Here is a 25,648-nt window from a genome sequence, read left to right as displayed (position 1 = left end):
CACATATTAATTATATGTTTTTAATAATTGACTGCTTAGATTAAATACCTAAACTTACGGGTTTATTTTATTTTTCCACGTTTATCTCTTAGGTTTAAATACACATATTAATTTGAATATACTCAACAATTAACAGTGCCATTTTTTTATATAAATATACATTATTTCTTTACTAAGATTGTGTTCTCTTTTTAAACATGAAGCCGTTTGTATTATAGAGGACTCTCATATAATATATTGAAAAATTCATTTTATATTTTATTCCAATACACTGTGGAAAGGATTGAAGTTAAAATTCCTATCATTCAACCATTTATGACAGCTAGAAATTGAATGTACCTTCACTTAATTTTAACTATTTAAATATAAAACAAAAAAGGACAGATTCCTTTTCATTAAGGATCTGTCCTTTTAATTAATAATGATAAATTGTAATATAATTGAAGATCCTTGCGATGGTGGTTGCGTATCCAATAAAGTTAATTTACCAGTACTCACTTCATATAATGGTTGTGGTTGTAGTATTCCGTTAACAAACAAATTAATATAAGAAACTTCACTAGGAGACAAAATATTCGTTGTACCATATTGAGGTATCCCGTCAGCATCTGTATATATAAGTTTCTCTCCATCTGCAAAAGTGTAATATAACAAATTGGTTGTGGTTATAGGACCGATATCCCCAGTAGGACCTGTTGCTCCGGTTGGGCCTGTTATTCCAGTCGGTCCCGTTTCTCCAGTTGGACCTGTTATTCCAATTGGGCCTGTTGCTCCGGTCGGTCCCGTTATTCCGGTTGGGCCTGTTGCTCCTGTTATTCCGGTCGGCCCCGTTTCTCCGGTTGGGCCTGTTATTCCGGTCGGGCCTGTTGCTCCGGTTGGGCCTGTTATTCCGGTCGGCCCCGTTTCTCCGGTTGGGCCTGTTATTCCGGTCCGCCCCGTTTCTCCGGTTGCTCCTGTTATTCCGGTTGGGCCTGTTATCCCTGTTGGTCCAGTCGGTCCTGTTTCTCCGGTTGGAATATAAATTGGTGGAAGAATCGGAAAGGTAGGTCCAATATTTTCTGGTCCTATCATCCCCTTATTCAATGATAAATTGTCATTGCGTTTCAATTTAATACCTCATTCCACATGTTTTTTAATTCATACACATCATTATGACCCTATCATTAAAGAAAAAATTTATAACTATTCTCTTTTTTCTTCCCAAAGAATTATTACATATATTAAACATTTTACCGTTGCTATAACCGCTTTAATTAATATAATAAATTAATCATTCTATTTAAAAAGTACTAAATCTATAACATTCTTATTTAAAAAGTTGAGGTGATTTATATTCAAGATAATAATGAAATTAGAAAAAAGGAATTAATATCAATGGCTCTTGACATTATTTTCCCTTACAGGCTTACTGGACCTACGGGGCCTACCGGGAATACTGGATCTACCGGCAGTACTGGGTCTACTGGGAGTACTGGGCCTACCGGCAGTACTGGATCTACTGGGCCTACCGGCAGTACTGGGTCTATCGTTACAACCAACTCTATGTTCGCTAATAATACATCAGGTGGTCCTGTTTCAGTCATATTAGGAGGAACAAACATTCCACTTTCAAATAACCAAAGTCTTGGTAATTTTACAGTTAACGCTTCAAATGACGTATTTACAATTCCTGTAACTGGAAGATATCATTTAACCTATCAAGTTAATACGACAACCGCTCTACTTGCTGGAACTAGACTACTATTAAACGCTTCTACGCCAATTCCTGGCTCTATTTTTTCTCCCGCTTTATCAACTTCAAATTATAGTAATAATTTAATTACTAATTTAAATGCTGGTAATACAATTTCACTACAATTATTTGGTATATTATCTGTCGTGAATTTAGTTGGAGGTGGATCAACAGGTGCCTCTCTTACAATTATACGAATTGATTAAAAAATGATTCATTCTTTTTATAATAAACAACCTAAATACTCAATTGGTAAATATTACGATAGTGATTACGTAATAAAAGTAAATTGTACTATATCCATAGTAGAAAACATCTATACTAAATTTTCCGTATATATATTATCAATTTACACTTCCCCCATGTCGATGTTACATTAAAGATGAAGATTGTTTCTTTTTTACAGACCATCTCAATATGTATTTGAGGAACATCTCCAATCCTATACGCGAGAGCAATACTATATTGACACTCAATTGAGTGTCTTTTTTTATATTCAAAAAAATAAAACCATCTCTTATAGATGGTTTTAACAATACACTTTTACTCTTCATATTATTGCCAGCTTATAAAGCTGGATAATAAATAGTCATACTTAACCGAGTTAATGTTCTTCCTGAGTTAGTATAAGTATGCGGTCTATCCGCCTTAAAGCGAATTGAGTCCCCATTATTTAACGTATATTGACAATCATTTATGTCAATTGTCAATTCCCCTTCAAATACTGTTATAAACTCCTCTGTTCCTTCTTTATGCGCTTCTGAACTTAATTTCCCTTCTGTATCAATTTCAACCATATAGATTTCAAAGTTCCTATCATCTTGGAAAGGAAATGAGGGATACACCTTATATTTCCCATTGTCTTCAGACAATACTTGAACATCATTTCGTAAAACTACTTTCGTATCAGGCTTTGGATTATTGATTAAAGAGGTAAAGGATACTTTCAAACCATTAGCAATTTTCCATATTGTCGTTATTGTCGGGCTTGAATCTCCTCTTTCTATTTGTCCAATCATTGTTTTACTTACACCTGTTAATTGAGAGACCTTTTCTAAACTTAATTTTTCTTTTTCACGTATTGATTTTAAATTTTTTGCCAGAATAAGTTGAATTTCTTCCATAAAAAACACTCCTACACTGTATACAATATAACGACCGTTATGTATAATAAAAAACGTTATATTGTTCTTTTTGGTCATTATAACACACAAAAAATAAGGAGGTTGAAATGCCTATATTTTCTTTTTTGTTATTTGTATTTATAAGTAGCTTCACACCTGGTCCTAACAATTTCTTAGCTATGACATACGCAAATCAACATGGATTAAAGAGAAGCATAAACTTTTGCTTTGGAGTAGCATTCGTTTTTTTCATCCTCACTTCTTTATGTAGTTTCTTTAATATTGTATTAATTAATATTGTCCCTATAATTGAATTTCCTTTAAAAATTTTAGGTGTCACGTATATGCTATATTTAGCCTTTAAAATAATCACTAGTAAAGGCGGTGCAGATCACAATGAAAAAAATAATAAAAACTTATTTACAGTGGGTATTTTCCTTCAATTTTTTAACCCTAAAGGAATATTATTCGGACTCACAGTAGTCTCTACTTTTATACTCCCTTACTACAATTCATATTCAAGTTTTCTACTTTTCTCATTATTTCTAGGTATAGTCGGTTTACTGAGTACATTTAGTTGGAGCCTTTTTGGTTCCATGTTTCAAAAACTTTTATTAAAACATAATCAATTATTTAACATCATTATGGCTGTTTTATTAGTTTTCAGTGCTATTTCAATTGTTATCCACTAGCTATCAACTCATTCTGGATGCTTTTTTTCATCCTCTTTTCTGTATACACCACATCATTATTATAATAATCTTAAAATGTTTTTATTAATAATCCATTTCGTAGTTCTAATTTATGGATTGGGACTACGAAATAAACTAGAATGTTTCTCACTTTATAATATTAATTTTGTTTTGTGACGCTAGCTTAATAAAGCTCTTCAATATTATTCAATTTAATATTATACGATTGTATGCAAAATGAAAACAATAAGTCTACAACATAGGCATTTGAAAATCTTTTTATAATTATAGAAAAAAAATACGTTATAATATAAATTACTGTTCTTTAGGAGGATCACAATGTCTGATAAGTATAAATTTTTAATTCTCATTGTTACCGCATTTTTTCATTCTTTTCTTTAATAAAAGATTTTCGCAATACTTCAAAAAGTTTCTTTTGGGGTAGTTTTATAATTCTTACAAGCTTCATGATACTATTAATACATGCTCTAGATTTAACTCAAATATTTTTTTATCCAAAGCAAATTGCGCTTGAATTTATTACAATACCACGTATATTCAATTTGATTTTATAAGCATTTCGATTTAGTGTTTTCTAATTGATTTTAACTATTATTGAAGGTGACATATCAGCGATATTTTATGCCTATTCCGTATAAGTGTTAGCAAGTTCGTTTGCAAACTTGTTAGCACTTTTTTTATTTCTTTTATTGTACTCGCCCTAAAAATAGATACACCCCTTTTATCCTTGTTAATATCTAGTTATATCAGCGTTTTCACTCATACACTTTTCTAAATGTTTTCTATCTTCTTCTACAAAGCGGGGCAAAGGTGGGGCATAACTAAGAAAAAGGGGATTGTAGCAAGAACGTTATCATTTTTAACAGGATCATTCTTTTTAGTTATAGGAATCATCTTATGTTTAACCATTATTGGAGCAATTGCTGGTATACCGTTAATTACCTTTGGATTACCTTTCTTTGTTGGTTCTTTTGGTTTTCAACGTGTAGATTGTCCCAACTGTAATAGAAAACAGACAGTAAAAAAAGGTATCGGCAATTTTAAATGTCATAGCTGTAATAAAAACACTCTAATCGAGTGGAAATAATAAGGGGAAAACTAATATGAAGGTAATTCGTTCTATTTTTAACGTATTTCGTATAATGAGTAAAATCATTACTCCAATATTCAAAGCATTATCAAAAAGTAAATTTTAATTACATAGAAACAAAAATGAGCCAAATACAACAGGGTTATTGAATTACGCTTCTAAAAAAAGAAGAAAACGCAATATCGAGTGAATAAAGTAATACAGTTAATGATTAAAGAAGGACAAAAAATTAATTTTAATTCAGTTTCAGAAAAAGCACAGGTTTCAAAAGCATATTTATATAGAGAACCCTTAATCAGAAAAACGATTGAAGACTTACGTCAACAGCAAGAAGGATTACATGATTTAAAAACTCTAAAAAGAAATACATCTGATGCATCAAAAGATGTAATCATAGAAACTTTAAAGAATAAGATCAACCTTTTAAAACATAAGAACAAGCTATTAGAAAGTGAAAACGAGCACTTAAAAACACAACTAAAAAAAAGATTTAGGAAAGGTTTATGAAAATTTATAAATATGTGATATCGTCCTATCAGTTTTAAAATAACACCCTTAATAAAGCAGGCTTTGAATATTTTTATTTTAAGAAATAGGATTTAAATCATAATGATACATATTAAAATCTTTTGCAAATACCTCTTGGACCAATTGAATCGTTTCTGCGTCATAAAAACTATCATAAGTAGGGAATCGTGGGAAAATAGGGGTTGTAATATCAGCTTCTGCATAAACTCCTTTATAAATCATCTTACTCGCTTGATAATGCCAAGATTTTGATAATAGATCTAATGGTGATTTTTTTAATTTATACTCCTCTTCTAGTTTTGAAATGCCTGTGTTGAAATTTTCTAGATAAATATAGTTTGTAACGAATTCTTCTTCTCCTTCGATATATTGTTGACTATAGTGAGGGTCCACCTCATCTAATTTGTTCATATGAGCTCTTAGGTAATACAAAAATAATTTAAAAGAGATTGGTTTGTTGCATGTCTCATCACCATAAAGGAATAAACGAATAGGTTTCCATGCAGGATGAGAAATATTTGGAGGAGAAATAAGAGAAGTAAAAGAACTTACTGCTCTTTTATAAGGGCTTCTTACTAGTTTATACGTATTCTTTTCTTTTATTTGTAACGCGATAGCTACTTGTATTAAATACTTTGTAGAGTTCTTATATACATCATACTCATAGTTATGGATGAACGATTCATATTTTATTGCTTCTTTAAATAGATTAATTTGATAAAAAAACCAATGTGCTAGTGAAGTACAACCGCTTTTTTGACTCCAAAACAAGATAAGAGGAAAATCTTTATGAAAATAAGGTACACGCCCTTGCTTGAGTATAAAATTATATAGTTCTGTATGATCCATTTTGAACCTCCATTCTTATATAGAAAAAACATAAAATATTTTTAATAAGCGATAACTATCTTTAGTCCACTAACACCAATAATGATAGCTAAAAATATTTGAAGAGGTTTAACTGGGATCTTAGTGGAGAATTTACTACCAAGTATGACACCTGGGATAGAACCAATGAGTAAGTGAATTAATAAGAGATAATCTACGTTTCCTAAATTTATATTTAGTATGCTTGCAACCGTCACTAATAAAAACGCATGTGTAATATCCGTGCCTACTAATTCGGATGGTTTCAGTCGATATAAATATATCATTGCAATAGCGAATAAAGAGCCTGATCCCACAGAAGTAAGTCCCACGATAAAACCGAGTATTGCACCAATAATAATTGTTAGGCTCTTTTTTTGTGTCATAGTCTGTTTTTGAAAATAATTTTGTGTAGATTCATTATAGAAAAATGCTTTTATAAAAATAGAAATTGCCGCAATAATTAAAACATAACCTAATATATATTTTATAATTCCCTCTCGATTATAATGAAAAATTGGTAAGAAATGAATTGTTACCACTGCGATAACCGCACTAGGTATACTTCCAACAGCTAGATATTTTACTAATCTAAAATTGATGGTCTTCTGTTTCCAGTGTTGGGATATGCCAAACATTTTAGTGATAGAATTATATACTAGATCCGTTCCAACAGCCACAGAAGGACTTATACCTAATGTTAGAAGAAATGGAGTCAGTAATGCAGCTCCGCCTATCCCTGTTACTCCAACCAATCCCCCTATAATGAAACCCATCATTATAATAGAAATACTCATTATAATTCCCCTTCCATACCGCTGGCTTTTCATAGTGGTTATAGTTTTTAAAGAGACTCTATACATAGTGGGGTGATAGGTATATTAGTTAAAAATTAATTTCATTCTTCTTATATCCATATGCTTCAAAATCGTCAGTAAATATTTCTGAAACAAGGTTTAGAGCTTCTTCATCATAAAAACTTCGATAGGTTGGTAATGAAGGGAAGTGTGGGTTTGTAATATCATCATCTGCATAGTTTCCTTTATGAATCATTTGATGTGCCCTATGGTGATTGGAGTTTGTAAGGAGTGATATATCAGAAGAAAGTAATCCATATTCTTTCTCCAACTTTGGAATTATTGTATTAAAATTCTCTAGTTTTATATTTTGTTTGATGACCTTTTCTTCCCCCTCAATATATTGTTGTAAAAAATGTTGATCTAACTGACTGGACTTAGGGCCCATATCTTTTACATAATATAAAAATTGCTTAAATGAAATTCCTTTCGAATCATTTTTATCATTATAAAAATATTCTCTAATCTGTTCCCACTGTTTCGAGGCGTAAGGGTTGTCATAAAGTATTAAAAATGAGCTTACAGCTCTTTTATAAGGGTTGCGTACAAGTTTTATGGTATCCTTACTTAGTTTCAAGAGCTGCATTTCTAAATCTTTGTAGTAATCAATTTTATTTTTGTATATTTCAGATTCATAGTAATGAATGAACGGTGCATATTTCATTGCTTCCTCATATAACCCAATTTGGAAGAAAAACCAATTCGCCAGAGAAGTGCAACCACTTCTGTGACTCCAAAATAAAATTATGGGGAAATCTTTATGAAAATGTGGAATACGTTCGCCATATTCAATTAATCCTTTAATATTGTCCTTCATCAGCCAAACCCCTTCGTTATTCTGATATTTATTGAACACTTAAATACAATGGTAACTACTCATACCATTGTATTTAAACACCACTGTAAAGGTACTTAAGTTGGCATATAAAATCCCAGTGTATTAAAAATAGCTTACATATGTGTCTTAATTTTCCAGGTGTATCAAAATGTAAAAATTGCTTAACAAACTTTAAAATATAGAAATCTATTATAAAGAGAATTATGTATGAAGATATGTGTACAACGATAGAGGCATTAATATCGTTACAATAATCGAAAAAAAGTCTTGATAATATGGTAAAATGGCAACCTTTCGCCAGTATGCCGGAGCAATTTGCAGGTATCAGAGAAATAATGGGTGAGTTGAACAAAGTACCTAAGCCGATGCTTACACAAGATACAAAAGAGAGGATTGAACGTGCTTTAATTGATTCTGCACAGAGGCAGGAAGATATCCTTATTTCTTTTTATAGAGACGGATTTATCAGCAATATGTACATAACTGTCACATGAATTGATTTACATACTAATACGGTGCATTGTACAGATGCATTTAATTTAAATACGGAATTTAAATTTGATGAAATTATTGATGTGGCTGACTAATTATTATCAGCCTTTTTACATTTTTTAAGGTTATTGTAAGGTAACTGAAAGTTTAGAGAAAGATTGAAGCTGTACGATGAATTTGTGTTAATAAATAGGAGGTGTATTAAAAGTGAAGAAATTACTAAAAAGCTTAACTGTTACATCATTGGTTTTAAGCGGCGGTTTCCTTTTTGGCTTTAGTGAACAAGTAAGTGCTACTGGTGCTCAAACAAGTAAATCTGAGGTTTCTACAGAAAATAGAGGTATTGCATCATATGAATTCTCCTTCTATGACTTAAGTGATCTGAGAGGAACGGAATTTTTCACTCTAACTCCTGGTAGTTCTAAAAACTTTGTAGGAGATGCTGGCATATCATCTATAAAAATGCCTCCATCCTCCTCTATGACTCTTTACAGAGATCAAGATTATGAAGGGAAGAAGATAACAATCAAGAATACAGATGAATCAAGTTACTTAACCGTTAATTTGAATGAGTACTATATTGATGGAACTGATAAGAAATGGAATAATAAAGTTGGATCAATAAAAACAAAACGTATATAGTGATTGATAAAAGTCAAAATAAAAAAGCCGCCCAATAGGACGGCTTTCGTTGTTTACTTTTCAAACTTCACATATTCACCTGAAACCCATTGATCACCACCAACATTATACCAACCATCTCTATATCCCCATGATTGATATTTTTCACCTTGGTACACATTTTTCACGACGTCATAGTTAGTTCCTGGACCAGTACGAACACGCAATACATCAGCTGTAATGGTCACTACACCAACGCCATCATTTGAAGGTTTAGAAGGTTCGGGTGCATCCCCTCCTGTATAACGAATGTATGATGGATCATTATAAATCCACTGATCACCACCAAGGTTTAACCACCCGTTTGATTGTCCCCATACTTCGTAGGATTCACCTTTACCTAATTGACGAATAACCCCGTATCCAGTACCCGGACCTTTACGAAGGTTAACGCCATTCCCCTCAATATACGCAATACCTGTCCCGTTATTTGACGGCGGAATAGGTGTAGGTGTTACTTTACCACCTCCATTGTATGCGTTTTGGACTCTTTCAATAAAGCTATTCCAACGTCCTTCTGCTAACATACGATGAGGACAGTACTTTCCACTCCATGATTGGTGTGTGCGAACTTTACTAATTGGAATATTGTACTGTTTCATGAGTTGAGCTACAACGATAGCTGCATTATCTTCTGCTTTATAATATCGATCTCCACCATTTAAAGAGTAGCAAATCTCAACCCCGATAGACTTTCGATTGCCATTTCCTCCACCATCACCACAATGCCAAGCGTTACGCTCTAAAGGAATACCTTGTACAGCTTCCTTATTATCTACTGCAATATGAAACGAAACTTGGTTGTCATTGCGAATCATATAAGATACTTCATTTTCTGCTGTAGCATCATTATACGTATTGTGAACTGTGATAAATTCTGGATTCATTGTATAAGGGCACTTTGTACCATATTTACTTGGGTCAACTAATTTTTTTCTAATTTCCATTATTGAACATCTCCTTTTAGTGTAAGTTATTTTTTTCTAATACATCTTTTTGTTGTAGTCCCTTGTTGCTCAAATAATTGTTCTTCCACGCCATATACAAAGTGAATGCACCTGTAATTACGGCTACTAAATCATTTGTGATTTTGTCATCAATCGTTTGGTATCCGACAAGATTTAAGACACTATTAATCACAGCAATAACCAATATGACATAGCGACTAATTGATGCTGCATCAAGATTTTTCATATTCTCACCTCCTTTCAATAAAAAAAGTGACCGTATATACGATCACTTTCCTGCGAATTTAAAAAGAGCCATTATCCCACCAGTGATAATAGCTCCAACTACTGTAGTACCAATCCAAAATACTAACTTATCTAATCGATCAATTCGTAAATGAGCACTTTTCGCTGATTGCTGCGCTTCAATCGCAACATCCTTAACGTTACCAAGTGTGTCTAACTTTGTTTCTACCCTTGTTAACCCTACTAATAGTTCTTTAAAATCATCATGTTTTTGCTCTGGCATTGGTTCAACTCCTTTCCAAATAAAAGCACTATTTTATACAAAATAAAAAAGCCTGCTTATGCACGCTTGACTTGTAATAACTAAATTAAAAAGCTCATCGCAATATGAATGACATTTCCATTTTGAACACCATTCAAGAAAATTCCACCATCACTTTTTACTGTAACTTCACAAACTGTTGGTCCATTGCCATATGCAAGTGCTGGGAAAGCAATATGTTGTACAGGGCGAAATCCAGCCGGAAGGGTTGCAAATACTGTTGTATTTGCTAGATATTTAACTGATCCAATGACAGATATTTGTTCCCCACTTCTCTTGTACTTCAAAATTCTATCAGGAACATTCTCTACCCCAGTTGTAGGAAGGTTAATCCAACCTGTATCATTTGCTTGTCTAATTGTCCCATCTGTTCGAAATTCTACTCTTTTAGACCAATCCCAAGTATCCCCTTGTTCTTTTGTGGAAGGTGCAAATATCAATTCTCCCTGCGAACCCTTATGAATAACTGATTTAAAAGAACGACTTCCTAGCACTATTGCATTATCGCTCTTAAATTCAAGTAATCCATTTATGATGTCGCCAGCTTTTTTTAGAAGATTATCAGCAAAAACATTGAATACCCCAGTAGGTGATTTATCAAGCAACACTTTATTATTTTTCCAGTCTTTTAAATAGAATTGACCATCCGAGGCTCCTACAAGACCGATATCTAATACCTTATCCTCACTATTGAATCCAAATCCGATATTGGAACCGGGCGTCGGTCTCATTGTTAGATAACCTGTCATTATCCCGCCTGATCGCTTTACAACATCCATTTTATCAACCGCTTGCTGCAAAGCATCTATCTGTTTTTTGAGTTTATCGAACTCTGAAATATAGTTTTCTATTTTAACATTTCCTTCTTTTACATCTCGCCTTAATGTAATCCGAATGTCTGGTGTACTCATTCGTTCTGTACTTTTTTCCATAACAAAATAAGCTGTCCAATCATCCGATGTGGAAACAGCTTGTGAGGACAACGTATATGAAAATACACCATTCTTTGCATCAACTATTTGGGCATCATCCCGAACAAACAGTCCGACTTGATTAATCGCTTCGTACTTCACTGCATACCCTGTTAAATCAACAAGTTGCCCCTTTTCTCTTACATTTACAGTAATCTTCAATCCGTTTTTATCATTTTGCCTCGAACGAATTGTTTTGGTAAACACAGGATCTGCTAAATCTATAATAATTTCCTCATTTCGCATGACTACACCTCTCTCTAACTATTCCTTTTCACGCGTCTAGGCGGTCTTCTTTGACGTTTTACTTTGTTCCTGTGTTTTATATTTCCTTTAGGCTTTATCGGCTCTAATTCTTCGATTCTAGCATCTGTTTTAGTTACATACTCCTGAAATGCTTTAACAGTCTGCGAAATCATTCCATAGATGCCAACACCATTTTCTTTTGCTTCATCCGGAAGTACAATTCCATAATGAGTTGTAATATCCTTTGTTGTAAGGATTGGATCTCCTTCTTTACGTTTCATACGCATATCATATAACTCGGCTACTTCTGTCTTAAGGTTATACTGTTTAATTTCCCAGCCCATTACCTTCTCTAACGCATCAAATTTAATATCACGTATATTCGTTTTATATTTCTTTTTAGAAGATACTTTAAAATCTGCTGCTAAAACACCGTTGAAATAAGTTCCCCCAGCACTTTTCACTTGCACATAGGTATTTTCATAATTTCTGTTGTTCCGTAATAAAATGTTCTGAAATACGATGTCACTATCTCCACCAGGTGTCAACTTCAAATCAACAACTCGATCTCCATTTTGGCGGAAATTAAACCCTTCTTTTGCAGTGAAATAAGCACCACCTGTTCTACTTTCCAGAAAAAGATTATTTTTACTTCTCAAAGAAGCATAGGATTCTTTTGACTCTAGTTCTAGGCTTTGATCCGCTCTTAGTTCTGCATGTCCATTTTGATTAAACGCAAGGGCCGCTGAAAAATAGACTCTGTTTGGATCACCATTTAGGTATCCATTTGATATTCCGATTCCTCCTGACTTGGGAGAACCTTCGAGTTGGTAAACTAACACTGCACCCTGCGTTGCTGTTATATCATTGTTGCCACCTAATACAATAGTGGGTTGCATGATATTACTTTGATTTATATAATAGCCCATGAAAATCCGAGTGATATACGATTCCATTAACCTAATAAACTGTTTGGAAATAGAGACATAGTTAGAATCATTGGCAGTTCTAAGAGTAGTTCCTGTTATTTCTCCGCCTCGAATCAAATTTCCATTCAATACTCCAGTTGTAATAAAATCCGCAACAATACGCCCATCTTTTGTCATTGCTATTTCATACGGACCATTTACCCCGTTTGATGAATAACCTAACCCGTTTATGTTCCACTGCCACACTTTTGAAGCTGTCATTTCATTTTTTGTGTCCATAATTAGAATTCGGTCTGGATATACACGAACATTTCCACCAAATCCTGAATTGATTAGTTTTGTTGCATTTTCTTTCGCTGCATCAAGTAAAGATCCTGGCATATTTGATAAATCTTGTTGAATTTGATCTACTTTACCCGCCATGTCTGTAAAAGATTCTTTAAAGTTACCAATGGTTACATTGATATATTCCTTTTTAATTGGATCATATTTATACGCAATGACTTTTGCTTGAATATCAATACCATCTTCCTCATGTTTAACTGTAACAATATCGCCCATCCAGACACGCTGCAAAATTTTATATTCTTTATACTCCTCTGTTTGAGACAACTCTTGAAATTCAACCTTATATGTCGCTTTCGGTTGATCTACCATCTGAATATCAAACATAGCTTTAGCGGCTTGACGTAACCTTTTATATGCTTCTTCTACAGGTAATGCGTCTTCATCATTTGCATTTTTACCAATTGCTGCTTTTATATGATTAAATTCAATAACTCGTATTCTCGGATGTGGATACTTATTAATCAGTGGACTATCTACATATTTTTCTGGTAATAACAATCCGTCAAACCCTTGCGGCATAATTCTGGTAGTAGGGCTTTTCCAGTCCACACTTCCTTCATAACCTAACAAATCTTTTTTATGTCTTATTACTACTCCACGATTAGCTCCTCGGCTTTTCAGCATCTTAACATCGAAGTTGTCTCTTTTTAATTCCCCGCCCCATCGATTCACGAATGAGTTATCTTGGCTCGTATCTAACATTGCTTCCACTGGATTCTTTCGAACAATACGTGCGGTGGATATATTCGTTACGTCAGAATAAAAAGTAAACGGATGCTTATATTGACAACCTGATGATAACCTAGCCATAGCCCCACTACCATTTGTAGGCTGTATAAATATATCTTCAACCAAGTTTTCCGTTAAATCATAAAAAATGTGATAACAAACCGCTTTGATTTCTCCCATGCTCACTTTAGGAGTCACCACGCGAAATAACTGTTCCCCATCAGGAGTAGGAACTTTTATAATGCTCATTCCGTCAATCTTCGTTCCATATGGAGCAAATAAAGGATAATTAAAATTAAAAACAAATAAACCGTTGAGTTCTTCCTCAACAGTTGCACTATAAATATGTTTATCTAAAACACCAATTCCGTTATGCGTAAAATCTGTTTCATTTGGTTTATATAAAGTAATCATTATTTATATCTCCATCTTGGTTGAATTGAAATAAATTGAATAGCACCTGACCACTCTATTTTATTTTCTCCTATTTGGAATTCTGGAAAACCACCAATCATCTTATCATTCATTGATACTGTACCACTGTATGCCTCTAATAATTCTGAATCTATTACAACAGAACCATTTACATCTTTAATCTGAAAAGAAACATCATTAATGAAAATTCGAAATGTACCATTCCCTGCAATGAACAACATTGGAGTTGATTCCATTGTACCTGGATTATAAATAGTTCCAGGAGTACTCAACATTATGTTTGCATCTTCTGTATACTCAAACGGATCAAGCGTAAAGTCGACTTCAAACTCACCGTGTTCTTCTATTTCATTTGCAATATCACCTACTACAACATGTTTAATTTTTCGATACACATCATCATCTGTAAAATATAGTGTCTTGCCATTCATCAACCAAGCCTTCATGCGCCGAACTAATGGCTTAATATTCTCTTCTTCAAGCATATTGAATTTTATTTTTAAAGGGACGTCTTTAAACGCCCCTTTTTTTGTAAGTGAACCATGTCTACCCGGCAATTCAATATGTTCTACTTCCTGTTCTGCTGTAGGAATAACAGGGCGTTCTACCATACATATTCCATAGTCACTTGCTAACTGATTATCGATACCTATGTCTAGCAATTTAAGTCCTCCCTATTCCTATTTTTACATTACGGCCACGCTCAGCAAACCAATCATTTGCTTTTTCAAACATACGATCCACATCACGTTCATTATTAATTGTGTTATAAAAATTAATTTCTACAGGACCACTGTCAATTTGTTGAACAATCGGTTGAACTGCTCTTGTCGCTAACGTAGACAGATTAGAAGTGATGTTATCTTGTTTATTTATTCCATATAAATTTAACTTTTTAAAAGTATCATCAACCATATTTGAAATGTTATTAAGTGCGGATTGTAACACATTACCTTTGGTTGACTTTTGGTTTGGAGCATTATAAAAATCTCTAAAAATTTGTTCTCTGAAACCAGCTACTTTCTTACCTATCTCTAACCACTTTCCAGACTCTACAAATTCCTCTTCTAATATCTTTTGAAAAGGATCTCCACTCTCTAATACACTACGAATATAACGAGCAACAGGATTGTTTTCGCTCATACCACTATTAACATCATAACCTTCAAGCTCTTTACCAACTTTTTTAAGTGCATCCCTCATGTCTACAGGCAAATGGGTAATCCAATCATTAAGATAGTCACCATCTTCCAATATTGCCTCAAAATAGCTCCGAAGAGGATTGTTATTATTCATGTCGTTTAAAGTGGAGCTATTGAAAGTATTTAACGTTGTTTCTAATACCGTATACACTGAATTTGCTAAGTTTTTAGCTGCCGCAAGAACTGTCGACATTGATTGTTCCATACCAACAGCAAGCCCAGCACCAACTTGTTTACCAACCTGATCTCTCATTTTTCGAGAAGGGCTATGGATGTCGAAGAAGGAAGTAAAACCGTCAAGAATATCGTTACCAATAGATTTCACCTTACTTAACACTTTACCAGTCATACTACCTAGACCGTCTATCAATCCACTTATAATATCTTTACCTATCTTGAATAAATCAATCTTCTTTAGTGTATCAACAATCTTCGGTACAATATCTGTCACGATTGTAGAACCTAATTTTCCTACCATACTCACAATACCTTTTATTAAAGCCCAGATCAGTTGAACACCCGCTTCAAGGATTTTAGGTAGATTCTTAATTAACTCTCCTGCTAAAGTAACAATTAGCTTTAATGCTGCGGCAATTAATTCCGGTATCACCTTTACAATCCCAGCAATCAACATAAGTAAAATTTTCACACCAGCTTCAAGTATCTTCGGCAAGTTTGCAATTAATGTGGATGCTATTTTGACAATTAAATCTAATGCTGCATTAATAAGCTGTGGTAACACCTGTACGATACCATCAATAATGGCCATTAAAATCTTTACACCGGATTCAATTATTTTAGGTAAGTTTGTTAATAAAGTATCCGCCACTTTGGTTATAAGATTTATCGCTAAATTAATAAGTTGCGGTAGCATTTTAATGATTCCATCTATTAAGCTAGTTAAAACCTTAACACCAGCTTCAATAATCATAGGTAAATTCGCTGTAATGGCTTCAATTAAAGTTGTAATGACTGTAATAATCGCTAAAGCAATCATTGGTAAAGCTTGTGTGATTCCTGTAATTAATGAAACTAATAAATTTATTCCCATTTCAATTAACTGAGGTAAAAATGACATGATTCCGTTAATAATAGTTTGAATAATTGTTACAGCTATTTGGATTAACTGTGGAAGCATCTGCATAATTCCGTTTATTAAAGTTAGAATCAATTGAAGTCCTGTTTCTATCAGAGTAGGTAAGACTTGTACAATTCCAGAAATTAAAGTTTGAATGATTTGTATTCCCATTTGAACAATCATAGGGAGATAGGTAGCAATCATCTGTGAAATTGTGTTTATAATCCCAACAATGGCTTCAAGCATAATTGGAGCTGCTACAACCAAACCATTCACAAGGTTTGAAATCATTTGTGATCCCGCTTCAAGAAATTGCGGTAATACTGTTGTTACGAAGTTAGCTATATTGTTAAAAATATTTGTAATAGTTTCAAGAATAATCCCTGAGTTTGTATTCAAATACTCCGCTATAGCTGGTAAATAACGAGATACCGAGACGAGTACACCAGGAAGCCCACCAATAATTGCTCCTGCGATTGTAGGGCCAATCATCTTAAAAATTTCACCTAACTGGCTAAAATCTCCCGAAAAGACCGCTTTTACTGCATCAAAAAGATGAAGGCATGCTTCACGTATCTTACTAACTGCCAACCCTATCATTTCAGCCGCATCTTGAAATCCTTTTGGCAAATGAGTAATCCAATCATTTAAATAATCTCCATCAACAGCCGTATAGAATAGATATTTACCTAGTGAAGATAATGCGTGTCCAAAGTTTTGAACGCTTTCAATTACATTCGTAATGCTATTTTTGAACCCTTCATTGGTTTGCCATAAATTTCTCATCCAAATAATCAATCCAGCAATAGCCGCCGATGCAGCTATCACTCCACCTGCTACTAATGCAACTGGACCAGCAACAGCCCCAATACTCACACCCAATATACCAGCTATACTGGATAAGGTGACAAATACTGGGGCTAACGCCATACATGCTCCAACAAGAATCCCGAGCGCTGTTACAATTGTTGTTATAGCTGCTGATAACGCTGGGTGTTCCGAAACGAAGCCCGCAAAAGCACTTATTACATCAGCAATGACTCCCAAAACAGGTTCAAGTGCCATTTTTAAGTCATTCATAGCTTTTTGAAACTTTACAGCTGGGCTGGCATCCATTTTCTTAATCATTTCATTTAGCTGTTCTTGATTCTTGTTTAAATCTATAACTTTATCTTGAGCGCCAATAAGTGTATTGGTGATATTCTGGCCTTGATCTTCATACATCGTTCCGAAAAGCTTAACACCAATCTCATTTCGCTTTGTTTCATCTTCAATACTAGCCAATGCTTTCGCAATCTCTGTCATAGCTGCTGAACCTTCTTTACCGCCTTTAGCGACAGATTGCCCCCACTTTTCTAACTGATCAGCCGATATTTTAGTGCCTTCAAGAGCTTCTTTCATAGACTTGTCGACACCTTGACCAAATTCAGCCGCTTTAATACGGCCTTCTTTTAATCCATCTAAGAGATTATCAATCATTTGTAGTCAACGTGATTCGCAACGTCACGCCCGTTCTCTTATGAACTGCTATACGTCACCGCATAGATTAGACTATATCTTCAACTACTTGAGTTGCTCCCCGTTTCGAGTGTCATTTGCTTACACCCTACGTCTCTCGACTAGTCGTTGCACGTTCCTTAATTAAAAGGCTTCGCTCAGTATTGTCTCATTTGAGAGTTCCACTGAATTAAAGGAGTTTTTCATTGTATGTCGCCATACAAGGGAACTATAATCTAATTCCAGGTACCTGTATCAACACCAGCCTCCATAATCGCTTGTACTTCTTCAGCATTGTAACCCGCTCGTGTTAGTTGCCCACCATATTCAGCAATAATGTCTAATTGCTCAGGAGGAAAGCCAATTTTCAACAGACGATTCGTTAGCCCTAAAGCCGTATCACTAGTTATCCCTAATTCATTACCAATTTCATTCGCTTCTTGAATTAACTCAGTAAAATCTATACCTGCATATGCACTTGCAATGGCTCCTGCTCCTTTTACAATGGAAGCATTAGCCTTATCGCTTACAGTTTGATTTAATGCCCATTGTCTACGTGTACCCTCCAGTGCTTCTTCCACATCAACACCATAAGCTTCTAACCCGCGAACCGCTTCTTCTACTGATTTTTTAGAGGATGCTGGAACTTCAAAAGAGACGTCAATTTTTGTTTTTAACTTAGAGGTATCAAGCGCTTGCTCAATGGCTCCTGAAATACCACCTCCAGCCATTAATCCACCTAGAATATTTTCTAAGCCGATATCTAATTCTTTGAAACTGTGCGACGCTCTCTCTGCTTCTCGTGAAAGGTCTCTCAAATCATTTCGAACTTGTTGTAATGAGTTTCCATCATCTATTGAACGAAGAGATCGCTGTAATTTCTCAATATCTGCTTCTGAACCTAATGCTTCACGGCCGATGATTTGGATCGCTTGTTCTAACTGCCTAGCTGTCGCTGTACCGTTTCGTATTGCGTTTGTAAGGTTATTTCCTAATGCATTTGCAAAATGATCTACACTCGTTTCAGTCGCATCAAAGAATGTCTTTAACTGTTTCGTTGCGTTTTCTTGTTCCTGCAAACTTCTATTTGTCGCACTTAATTGGTTCTGCAACTGTTGTTCTGCTGTCCTAGATTGTATAAGCTGCGTTTCATATCTTTGGATTTCACTAGCATTTTCACCATACTGCTGTTTGGCTTGATCTAACTGTTTCTGATAGTTTTGTACTTTACTAGCTGCAACAGTATGTTGCTCTCCAAGATTATCTATTTTTAAACGTAATTTCTCTATTTCTGAAGCATTCTCACCAAGCGTCGCTTTTTGTAACTCGTATTGAGCATTCAACTTAGAAAGAGAAGATTGCAACTGCTCTTCCTGTCCTTTTAGCTCTTTCAGTTTTTGAGCCGCTTTAGCTGTTTCACTTGTTCTTTCTTGTTCAGCATCTCTCGCCTGTTTTAAACTTTCAGAAGTTTGTTTGATACTATTCGCTAACTGTTGTTCTGTTATTTGTTGACTTCGTAATTTTGATTCTAGCTTTGCTACAACAGTAGAATTTTCTCCGTACAATTCTTTAGCACGTTGTAAATGTTCCGCCGTTGCTTGCGTTGCCCTTTGTGCAACTGCATACTGTTGGGAAAGGTTTTGAAGCTTTGCTTGTAGTTTTTCTGAATCAGTAGCATTTAACTTCATCTGCTCTTCTTGCAATTTCATTTCTTGACGAAGTTTTTTAGTTTCCTGATTCATGCCCTTCATAGCATCATTAAAATCTTTATTTTGCGCTTTAAATATAACTTCAACTTCCGAATTATTTCTGGCCATTTTCTCACCTACCTTTACTTGGGATTATTACGCCATGCTTCAAACGCTGTAATCCCTGCGTAAATACGCTCAACAGACGAAATTGGCTCATGCCAAAAAGTCTCTGGATCTATTCCAGAGACTAGACAATACAAGACGTATTTATCTTCCACACATTCAATTTTAATGTCTGGATTTTTTACTTTTTTTCACCGTTACCGCCGCTATTTGTGCTTTTTTTGAGTGCTGCGGCAAATTGATTTGGATCTTGACTAATTACATCCACAACAAGCTTAGTATATAGTTCCATAGATTCCGCTAATGAATCATGATACTTCTGTAAGAAATCATCAAATGTTAACTTCTCTTTAGGATTTGCTCCTTTAAAAGACATATAAATCACTTTATGAATACTTGTTTGATCGATTTGTTCTAAAGCTGATAAGTCTTTATTATCCTCATTTCTTAGTCCATCTAAAGCTTGGAATTTTACAATATCAGCAATAATTGAACTAGTAATAAGCCCTTCTTCTTGTCCCTTTTTTAAAGCATAATTCGTTAAAAATGCCGGATAGTTTTGTTTATTAATAAAACGTTGTTCATACTCACCTTCTACTTCTACAAATTCGACTTCTTTTAGTGTTATTTTTTGTACTTTCATCTGCAATTTCCCCACTTTCATTTTTCACTTATTTAAATCCAAAAGAAAAAGCCCTGTATGAAACTAGGGCTTTAAGCTGAAGTTGTTCCTTTTACAAGGGCTGAATTAAATTGTGTATGCCATTTTTGAGCCACTGTTGCATCTGCTAACTCATCCACAAACGCTTCATAATAGAATTTATTTAAATCATCTGGTAAAGCCGAGAATTCTAATTCCATCATTGCCAATTCTTCCTCACCATTCGCAATAGCAAATTTAAAACCAGTGGAGTTTGAGCAATTTGGAAACGCAATGAGTTTTACAACATCTTGAAACTCATCTACTACATCAGCCGTAAATACAAAATCATATCCCTTTGAATCACTACCGAACGCCCATACACCCGGCTTTAATCCAGTTGTATTAAAACCAAAATAATCTCTTGCTACTTTAACAGGAATATGCGCTGAAACAGTAACTTTAAGTTCCGTGGTTTTTGATTTCTTTTTCAACGTCACGCCACCACATGTTTTTTTCATTTCCTTGTTTTCTGGTTCCCCTTCAATTGATCCTACACATCCAAATTTTGTTCCTGGCTCTTGCGTTCCTTTCTTCTTAAATTGAATACTTGCATTCGCAATCGATACGGAATCAAATTCTTCAATTACTTTAACCATTTAAAATTCCTCCTCAATACTTTATCTACACCTTTGTGTAGCTCTCCTAAAATTCTTGGCCTAGCGTTCACAATCCCACGCTCCGCAAATCGTTGTTCTAAGGGATTATGTGAACCTCTCCCTTCGTTCGGGAAGACTAGATAACCAAACGATCCTTTTTTATTAGCTGCTCCACCACGGGCCAATATCCTAAAACCTAAATTCATCTTTTCACTTTTTGACCAATTGCTATCTTTGGCATGGGTTTTATTTCGAACACTCCATTTAGAACGAGATACCGGAATAAGCTTTGTAATCTCTTCTATCGCAATTCGTATACCGTCCGTGTGGAGGATGGTATTGATTGTAGGTTCCATCTTATTTGGTAATAACCGCATTTTTTCTTCAAGCTTTTCTATCGCTTCATAATCAAGCTCAAATGCACTCAATTGGAATCACCCTCTTAAACGTAAAAACAACACGATCAATAAAACGATCTGTATCTTTCACTTGAAGGCGATCACTTTTAGAAACTACAAAGGATACCATTTTCACCTTGCCAACCCACGAAATAATATCAATGACCTGCTCATCTAAATTCGATTGATTTTCCGATAAATAACTTACATATATGCTTTGAGAAATTGTACGATCATTAGAAGACGGTTGAAACTCACCATATTCCAAAATAAAACAGTTGTATCCCTCTTCTGTTAATTGCGATTCCTCATCTTCTGCTAGTTCATCTTCAACTACTAAAAGCTTAAATCCATCTTCAAGAGCTTTTTTAATGCCCTTTCTTTGCTCCTTCATAAGCTTTTTAGATTTTTCATTCACGAGATTTCACCGCCTGCTGCAAATAAAAGAAAAGGTATTGTTTGTTAGAATCATGATCCGCTTTAATCACGTCATATTCGATTCCATCCATTAATACCTTAAGTTTATTTTTATTTATCTTTCTAAAGGAAGATGGATACAGTGTTTTAACTTTTAAATCTAATCCCGTTGTTAAAACGCCCACCATTTTATAATCACTGTCCCGTAAAGACATCACTTTATAGGCAAGCTTTCCTTCTTCACGAAACTTCTCACCTATTCTTTTTCCCTCTTCTGAACGCTCTGTTTTTTTATATCCATATTGTAGAAATCCGTCATTTAAGGTTTCTCTATACGATTTTAGAACCATTGATTACACCAACTTTTCCTAAAGCCACATCTAAAATAAGCCTGGATAATTCATTTTTATAATTCTTTTCAAACTCATCACCTGCATTGTTATAGACATACCGACACCGTTCTAACAGCAAGTCTTTCGGTATTAGCTCTTTTGAAAAATCAAAAGACGCATTTGTTAATCCTGACAAATACGCCTTTCCCTTTTCTAAAAGTTTTATTAAACTAGCATCCTCTTCATTCCAGGTGATTTTAAGAACATCTTTTAGTTCATTCAAAAGCTCATCCATTCGCATCACCTTCTAATAAAGTGATTAGTTCAGCCTTTGTTGCATTAGACTTGTATTCAATACCACTTTGATCTAATAAAGACTGAATCTCTACCTTCGTTAATGCTGAATAATTCCTCTCTTCAACAGGAGAGGATGGATTAGGGCGTTGTAGTGCCTTCTTTCGCTTCTAGCGCTGTAATGTCAAATACAGTGAACGAATCAGGATCTAACGGACGACCATTTGCAAGTTGACGAACGAGATATAAACGTTGATCTTCAATTAAACGGATTGTATCGTCTGACTCTAAACGTTGTTCTGAAGCAACTCCCATAAAGTAATCTTTCGGTTTACCAGAGATCATTGTATTTAATGGGACGGCTGGTGATTGAACCATCGTTAAACCTGGCACTCCAAAATTATCATATGTCCAAGTACCATCATCTTTACGTTTTGCACCAATCGGGAAAAATTTTGTTGCATAATCCAAAGGATTCACAATAAGCGTTACCCCTGTATAGCGTTTCGTTCCTCCTTTAGTAGTAGGAGCTAAGATTTTTTTACCGATTGTTACAGGAGTAAAGTCTTCTAAAACAACTTTCTTTTTATCTGGATAAATACCATCTGTTACTGATCCTTTTAAATCTTTAATCATACCAATTGGTTGTTTTTTCCCTGTCCCCATAACAATAACTTTTTCTAATTCTTCTGCTACAACTTCTTTCATAAATGTACGAACATACTTATCTAACCATTCAGGACCTAGTTCAAACATTGCTTTACATACAACTAAAAATCCACTAAGTTTGTACATTCCTTCTTCAATTGTTTCAAAACCTTCATCAATCATTTCTCTTATCGAGTCACATACATCGCCCCAGAACGCTGTCGTAGTACCCTCTTTTCTAACAACCCATTGCGTCTTTGCACCTACGGTTTGGAAATTAACAAGAGAAAGTAACGGATGTTCCTTTTCTAAATCTTCAAAAACTCGTTCAAAAACAGTTGGCGGCATTAATTGATGTGTTTCGCTAAATGATTTAACTTCAATTGCTGCATTATAAAATTTCTTTTCTTCATTAGTTAAAACACGTACACCACGAGAGGCCAACACTTGAGCATCCCAATTTTCATTTTTTGCTTGTTGTGCTTCATTAATTACATCGTTCATCATATCTTGAAAATGTTGCATGTTGTTTTCCATATTTGCGACAATTCGTGCCGCTACCGCTTGTGCATCACCTGTTTCAAGCGCCTCTTTTACATTATTAATTTGTTGATCTTTATTTTCGATTATCGGACGATCTAAATTTTTAATAGTCATCTTATTCCCTCCTGTTTTTAAGACAATAAAAAAAGCACTGCTTTACGCGCGCTTAAATTTGTTAAGTATATTTTCATTTGAACCTGCTGCTACTGGTTCATTCTGTTGGTTATTTTTATTTCGGAATTTCTGAAGTACATTATTTTTAAATTCCTCTGGATCTACCTCATCGTCATCTTCTACATGTTCATTTACTTTATGAGCCAATCCAATCTCTACTGCCTCATTGGCGGTAAACCATGTTTCATTCGCAATCATTGTCTCAATTTCTGAACGTTCCCCTTGATAACGGGTCATATAAATATCCGCAAGCGATTTATCAATTCCCTCAAGAGCATTCAATGTCTTGCGAATATCTAATTTTGTTCCCCAAGTCCATGTAGAGGCTTCATGAATCATTAACATAGAACCTGTATTCATAATTAGTTCGTCTGCTGCCATTGCAATAATAGATGCGGCACTTGCGGCCAGTCCATCTACGTTAATGATAATTTTTGCCGGGTGGTTTTTTAGTTGGTTATAAATTGCAATCCCATCGAATACATCCCCACCAGGACTATTCAAATTGATATTAATAATATTTGCTGAAGTAGCTTTTAATGTTCTCTCAATATCAACTGCGGATGTAGAATCACTCCACCATGATTCACCAATATCACCATAAATCGTTATGTCCAGTGAATCAGCTTTCGCTTCTGCCTTAAAGGCATGTTGGACATTAGCTAGATGGTTATATTTTTCATTCTTGTAACGTTTCATCCTTTTCACCTCCTTCCAGTGAATCAGCTTCTTGATAGTTTTTTGTTACATGTCTTCTGTTTGCCCATTCTTCATCAATAGGCTCTTTTCCAAGCATCATTATGACATCATTAATTGTTAGACCACCAATCGCAAATAATTTATCCATTGCGGTTGATAATTTCGTAATATCAACAATCTTAATTTTTGTTGTATCAATTTTTAAATATGTTCTTTTTAAATACTCTTCTTTTTTGTACATCTTTCGATTAAATTCATCTTGTATCAATTCAGCAATCGGATTAATACAAAATGCTAAAAATGAATCCATTTGCTTTTCAATATCAGCCACATCACCTTTTAAAATGCCGATAGGCACATGAAAAGCCGTTGCTACATAACCAAATATATCACTAACTAAATCGCTAATATCACGGCTTGTGCTATTGTTTGCGACACCATTTTTACTATCACTCATATCTTCAATTTCATATCCATTTTGTAATTGAAAAGCCGAACCTACTTTATCAGCGTTAAACCAATTTTTTAACTGACCTTCAAACATTTCATCAATCGCGGCTTGCGTTTCTGGATCTTGCGCTCTTAGAAAATCACCTTTAATTAACAAGCGCTTATTATTTTTTCTTTTATAATAGTCAATGGAAGATGCAAGCAATTTCCCAAAACTGTTATACATTCCATCTATGACTTGCATAATATTGCGGTCATTCAATTTAAAATGAAATACTTCAGATTCATTAAATGATTTATCAAAGGTGAAATCACCAATTGTTATATTGTTATAAATGTTTTCTTTTAACACAAACTTAGTAATTTCAAAGGAATCTGCAATATATAATTGCTTATTTTGCATAATTACTACACATTCATTTTCCATAATTAAATGATTAACTAAGCTATGCATAAATTCTGATGCATTTTGATTCTGATTAGGTTGTACATTGAGCAAATAATGATTTTCACCACGTTTTTCTTTCCCTTTTTCAAACGTTTGAAATTCACTCCTGGTTAGAGCATTAGCTATTAAATCAATACAACTGTCCACAGCTAATTTTTTATAATAATAATCAACACTTAATTCATAAAAACACTCCTTTAAAGTAAAAGTGTTATTACTTCCAAGAAAGCCACTTATCCATTCTCTTAATCCCATATTCT

General features: G+C 34.4%; 27 protein-coding genes and 3 pseudogenes. 7 read left to right on the top strand and 23 right to left on the bottom strand.

Features of this window, described 5'->3' with window-relative positions:
• Positions 1-411 precede the first annotated feature (411 nt).
• Positions 412-1,107 (bottom strand): DUF4183 domain-containing protein, encoded by a 696-nt coding sequence (locus CGQ22_RS32685; RefSeq protein ID WP_089148554.1) that lies wholly within the window; start codon positions 1,105-1,107, stop codon positions 412-414.
• Positions 1,108-1,323: 216 nt separating this feature from the next.
• Here CGQ22_RS32685 and CGQ22_RS08395 point away from each other — a divergent pair, with 216 nt between their 5' ends.
• Entirely contained in the window at positions 1,324-1,938 is a 615-nt protein-coding gene (locus CGQ22_RS08395; protein ID WP_089148553.1) for a BclA C-terminal domain-containing protein, read from the top strand.
• Between the two features lie 360 nt (positions 1,939-2,298).
• Here CGQ22_RS08395 and CGQ22_RS08390 read toward each other — a convergent pair whose 3' ends face one another.
• Complete coding sequence (locus CGQ22_RS08390) at positions 2,299-2,934, bottom strand: helix-turn-helix domain-containing protein (RefSeq protein WP_003301221.1); 636 nt, start codon at positions 2,932-2,934, stop codon at positions 2,299-2,301.
• Positions 2,935-2,963: 29 nt separating this feature from the next.
• Here CGQ22_RS08390 and CGQ22_RS08385 point away from each other — a divergent pair, with 29 nt between their 5' ends.
• From CGQ22_RS08385 to CGQ22_RS08370, 4 genes and pseudogenes are all read left to right on the top strand, one after another.
• On the top strand, positions 2,964-3,548 hold the full coding sequence (locus CGQ22_RS08385) for a LysE family translocator (RefSeq protein WP_089148552.1): 585 nt from the start codon (positions 2,964-2,966) through the stop codon (positions 3,546-3,548).
• A 339-nt stretch (positions 3,549-3,887) separates the two neighbouring features.
• A pseudogene (locus CGQ22_RS08380) lies at positions 3,888-4,123 on the top strand (hypothetical protein).
• A gap of 221 nt (positions 4,124-4,344) precedes the next feature.
• Entirely contained in the window at positions 4,345-4,656 is a 312-nt protein-coding gene (locus tag CGQ22_RS08375) for a DUF5362 family protein (protein ID WP_254704098.1), read from the top strand.
• Positions 4,657-4,866: 210 nt separating this feature from the next.
• Positions 4,867-5,166 (top strand): DUF6262 family protein, encoded by a 300-nt coding sequence (locus CGQ22_RS08370; protein WP_254704097.1) that lies wholly within the window; start codon positions 4,867-4,869, stop codon positions 5,164-5,166.
• A gap of 78 nt (positions 5,167-5,244) precedes the next feature.
• On the opposite strand, the gene CGQ22_RS08365 is transcribed toward CGQ22_RS08370, so the two are convergent.
• The 3 genes from CGQ22_RS08365 to CGQ22_RS08355 form a co-directional block, all read right to left on the bottom strand.
• Complete coding sequence (locus tag CGQ22_RS08365) at positions 5,245-6,036, bottom strand: sulfotransferase family 2 domain-containing protein (RefSeq protein ID WP_089148551.1); 792 nt, start codon at positions 6,034-6,036, stop codon at positions 5,245-5,247.
• Positions 6,037-6,077: 41 nt separating this feature from the next.
• Positions 6,078-6,851 carry a sulfite exporter TauE/SafE family protein gene (locus tag CGQ22_RS08360; protein ID WP_089148550.1) on the bottom strand — a complete coding sequence of 258 codons (774 nt, stop codon included), beginning with the start codon at positions 6,849-6,851 and terminating at the stop codon, positions 6,078-6,080.
• Positions 6,852-6,939: 88 nt separating this feature from the next.
• The gene (locus tag CGQ22_RS08355) at positions 6,940-7,728 is read right to left on the bottom strand and encodes a sulfotransferase family 2 domain-containing protein (protein ID WP_089148549.1); all 789 of its coding nucleotides are present in this window, start codon (positions 7,726-7,728) and stop codon (positions 6,940-6,942) included.
• 296 nt (positions 7,729-8,024) lie between these two features.
• Here CGQ22_RS08355 and CGQ22_RS08350 point away from each other — a divergent pair.
• Positions 8,025-8,336: pseudogene (locus CGQ22_RS08350) on the top strand (YolD-like family protein).
• A 112-nt stretch (positions 8,337-8,448) separates the two neighbouring features.
• Positions 8,449-8,883 carry a hypothetical protein gene (locus CGQ22_RS08345; RefSeq protein WP_089148548.1) on the top strand — a complete coding sequence of 145 codons (435 nt, stop codon included), beginning with the start codon at positions 8,449-8,451 and terminating at the stop codon, positions 8,881-8,883.
• A 53-nt stretch (positions 8,884-8,936) separates the two neighbouring features.
• Here CGQ22_RS08345 and CGQ22_RS08340 read toward each other — a convergent pair whose 3' ends face one another.
• The 18 genes and pseudogenes from CGQ22_RS08340 to CGQ22_RS08255 all read right to left on the bottom strand — a co-directional run bounded on the left by CGQ22_RS08340 (position 8,937) and on the right by CGQ22_RS08255 (position 25,643).
• Positions 8,937-9,869, bottom strand: coding sequence for an N-acetylmuramoyl-L-alanine amidase (locus CGQ22_RS08340; protein WP_089148547.1), 933 nt, complete (start codon positions 9,867-9,869; stop codon positions 8,937-8,939).
• 16 nt (positions 9,870-9,885) lie between these two features.
• The gene (locus tag CGQ22_RS08335) at positions 9,886-10,116 is read right to left on the bottom strand and encodes a phage holin (RefSeq protein WP_000792639.1); all 231 of its coding nucleotides are present in this window, start codon (positions 10,114-10,116) and stop codon (positions 9,886-9,888) included.
• 42 nt (positions 10,117-10,158) lie between these two features.
• Positions 10,159-10,398: a hemolysin XhlA family protein gene (locus CGQ22_RS08330; protein WP_001115042.1), complete on the bottom strand. Its 240-nt coding sequence runs from the start codon at positions 10,396-10,398 to the stop codon at positions 10,159-10,161.
• 80 nt (positions 10,399-10,478) lie between these two features.
• On the bottom strand, positions 10,479-11,654 hold the full coding sequence (locus CGQ22_RS08325) for a BppU family phage baseplate upper protein (protein WP_089148546.1): 1,176 nt from the start codon (positions 11,652-11,654) through the stop codon (positions 10,479-10,481).
• Positions 11,655-11,668: 14 nt separating this feature from the next.
• Positions 11,669-14,074 (bottom strand): phage tail spike protein, encoded by a 2,406-nt coding sequence (locus CGQ22_RS08320; RefSeq protein WP_089148545.1) that lies wholly within the window; start codon positions 14,072-14,074, stop codon positions 11,669-11,671.
• Positions 14,074-14,757, bottom strand: a complete 684-nt coding sequence (locus tag CGQ22_RS08315; RefSeq protein ID WP_089148544.1) for a phage tail domain-containing protein — start codon at positions 14,755-14,757, stop codon at positions 14,074-14,076. The genes CGQ22_RS08320 and CGQ22_RS08315 overlap by 1 nt, the downstream gene beginning before the upstream one ends.
• Position 14,758: 1 nt before the next feature.
• Entirely contained in the window at positions 14,759-17,599 is a 2,841-nt protein-coding gene (locus CGQ22_RS08310) for a hypothetical protein (protein ID WP_254704107.1), read from the bottom strand.
• Positions 17,600-18,108: 509 nt separating this feature from the next.
• Positions 18,109-19,689, bottom strand: coding sequence for a coiled-coil domain-containing protein (locus tag CGQ22_RS08305; RefSeq protein WP_089148542.1), 1,581 nt, complete (start codon positions 19,687-19,689; stop codon positions 18,109-18,111).
• A 178-nt stretch (positions 19,690-19,867) separates the two neighbouring features.
• Positions 19,868-20,329 (bottom strand): hypothetical protein, encoded by a 462-nt coding sequence (locus tag CGQ22_RS08300; protein WP_089148541.1) that lies wholly within the window; start codon positions 20,327-20,329, stop codon positions 19,868-19,870.
• A 71-nt stretch (positions 20,330-20,400) separates the two neighbouring features.
• A complete protein-coding gene (locus CGQ22_RS08295) occupies positions 20,401-20,985 on the bottom strand; it encodes a hypothetical protein (RefSeq protein WP_033693050.1) in 585 nt (194 codons plus the stop codon).
• Positions 20,973-21,413 (bottom strand): hypothetical protein, encoded by a 441-nt coding sequence (locus CGQ22_RS08290; RefSeq protein WP_089148540.1) that lies wholly within the window; start codon positions 21,411-21,413, stop codon positions 20,973-20,975. The genes CGQ22_RS08295 and CGQ22_RS08290 overlap by 13 nt, the downstream gene beginning before the upstream one ends.
• Positions 21,400-21,801 (bottom strand): hypothetical protein, encoded by a 402-nt coding sequence (locus CGQ22_RS08285; protein ID WP_240522243.1) that lies wholly within the window; start codon positions 21,799-21,801, stop codon positions 21,400-21,402. Before CGQ22_RS08285 ends, CGQ22_RS08290 begins: the two co-directional genes overlap by 14 nt.
• Complete coding sequence (locus CGQ22_RS08280; protein WP_089148539.1) at positions 21,794-22,150, bottom strand: phage head closure protein; 357 nt, start codon at positions 22,148-22,150, stop codon at positions 21,794-21,796. The genes CGQ22_RS08285 and CGQ22_RS08280 overlap by 8 nt, the downstream gene beginning before the upstream one ends.
• On the bottom strand, positions 22,131-22,427 hold the full coding sequence (locus CGQ22_RS08275) for a hypothetical protein (protein WP_089148538.1): 297 nt from the start codon (positions 22,425-22,427) through the stop codon (positions 22,131-22,133). Before CGQ22_RS08275 ends, CGQ22_RS08280 begins: the two co-directional genes overlap by 20 nt.
• Positions 22,420-22,530: pseudogene (locus tag CGQ22_RS32885) on the bottom strand (hypothetical protein); the annotation flags it as partial. The pseudogene CGQ22_RS32885 and the gene CGQ22_RS08275, both read right to left, overlap by 8 nt.
• Before the next feature lie 37 nt (positions 22,531-22,567).
• The gene (locus CGQ22_RS08265; protein ID WP_089148537.1) at positions 22,568-23,731 is read right to left on the bottom strand and encodes a phage major capsid protein; all 1,164 of its coding nucleotides are present in this window, start codon (positions 23,729-23,731) and stop codon (positions 22,568-22,570) included.
• Positions 23,732-23,773: 42 nt separating this feature from the next.
• Positions 23,774-24,490 carry a head maturation protease, ClpP-related gene (locus tag CGQ22_RS08260; protein WP_086391596.1) on the bottom strand — a complete coding sequence of 239 codons (717 nt, stop codon included), beginning with the start codon at positions 24,488-24,490 and terminating at the stop codon, positions 23,774-23,776.
• Positions 24,471-25,643, bottom strand: a complete 1,173-nt coding sequence (locus CGQ22_RS08255) for a phage portal protein (protein ID WP_089148536.1) — start codon at positions 25,641-25,643, stop codon at positions 24,471-24,473. The genes CGQ22_RS08260 and CGQ22_RS08255 overlap by 20 nt, the downstream gene beginning before the upstream one ends.
• Between the last annotated feature and the right edge of the window lie 5 nt (positions 25,644-25,648).

This window comes from Bacillus sp. M13(2017), from assembly GCF_002218325.1.
Lineage (GTDB): Bacteria > Bacillota > Bacilli > Bacillales > Bacillaceae_G > Bacillus_A > Bacillus_A thuringiensis_K.
This window is presented reverse-complemented; position numbering and strand designations above follow the sequence as displayed.

Coding starts and splice junctions, on each gene's coding strand:
- CGQ22_RS08275 (WP_089148538.1), bottom strand. CDS start 22,427: ATGGATGAGCTTTTGAATGAACTAAAAGATGTTCTTAAAATCACCTGG.
- CGQ22_RS08280 (WP_089148539.1), bottom strand. CDS start 22,150: ATGGTTCTAAAATCGTATAGAGAAACCTTAAATGACGGATTTCTACAA.
- CGQ22_RS08370 (WP_254704097.1), top strand. CDS start 4,867: ATGATTAAAGAAGGACAAAAAATTAATTTTAATTCAGTTTCAGAAAAA.
- CGQ22_RS08310 (WP_254704107.1), bottom strand. CDS start 17,599: ATGTATGAAGATCAAGGCCAGAATATCACCAATACACTTATTGGCGCT.
- CGQ22_RS08260 (WP_086391596.1), bottom strand. CDS start 24,490: ATGAAACGTTACAAGAATGAAAAATATAACCATCTAGCTAATGTCCAA.
- CGQ22_RS08330 (WP_001115042.1), bottom strand. CDS start 10,398: ATGCCAGAGCAAAAACATGATGATTTTAAAGAACTATTAGTAGGGTTA.
- CGQ22_RS08385 (WP_089148552.1), top strand. CDS start 2,964: ATGCCTATATTTTCTTTTTTGTTATTTGTATTTATAAGTAGCTTCACA.
- CGQ22_RS08335 (WP_000792639.1), bottom strand. CDS start 10,116: ATGAAAAATCTTGATGCAGCATCAATTAGTCGCTATGTCATATTGGTT.
- CGQ22_RS08325 (WP_089148546.1), bottom strand. CDS start 11,654: ATGCGAAATGAGGAAATTATTATAGATTTAGCAGATCCTGTGTTTACC.
- CGQ22_RS08365 (WP_089148551.1), bottom strand. CDS start 6,036: ATGGATCATACAGAACTATATAATTTTATACTCAAGCAAGGGCGTGTA.
- CGQ22_RS08300 (WP_089148541.1), bottom strand. CDS start 20,329: ATGAAAGTACAAAAAATAACACTAAAAGAAGTCGAATTTGTAGAAGTA.
- CGQ22_RS08375 (WP_254704098.1), top strand. CDS start 4,345: ATGTTTTCTATCTTCTTCTACAAAGCGGGGCAAAGGTGGGGCATAACT.
- CGQ22_RS08320 (WP_089148545.1), bottom strand. CDS start 14,074: ATGATTACTTTATATAAACCAAATGAAACAGATTTTACGCATAACGGA.
- CGQ22_RS08355 (WP_089148549.1), bottom strand. CDS start 7,728: ATGAAGGACAATATTAAAGGATTAATTGAATATGGCGAACGTATTCCA.
- CGQ22_RS08390 (WP_003301221.1), bottom strand. CDS start 2,934: ATGACCAAAAAGAACAATATAACGTTTTTTATTATACATAACGGTCGT.
- CGQ22_RS08340 (WP_089148547.1), bottom strand. CDS start 9,869: ATGGAAATTAGAAAAAAATTAGTTGACCCAAGTAAATATGGTACAAAG.
- CGQ22_RS08305 (WP_089148542.1), bottom strand. CDS start 19,689: ATGGCCAGAAATAATTCGGAAGTTGAAGTTATATTTAAAGCGCAAAAT.
- CGQ22_RS08295 (WP_033693050.1), bottom strand. CDS start 20,985: ATGGTTAAAGTAATTGAAGAATTTGATTCCGTATCGATTGCGAATGCA.
- CGQ22_RS08255 (WP_089148536.1), bottom strand. CDS start 25,643: ATGGGATTAAGAGAATGGATAAGTGGCTTTCTTGGAAGTAATAACACT.
- CGQ22_RS08360 (WP_089148550.1), bottom strand. CDS start 6,851: ATGAGTATTTCTATTATAATGATGGGTTTCATTATAGGGGGATTGGTT.
- CGQ22_RS08265 (WP_089148537.1), bottom strand. CDS start 23,731: ATGACTATTAAAAATTTAGATCGTCCGATAATCGAAAATAAAGATCAA.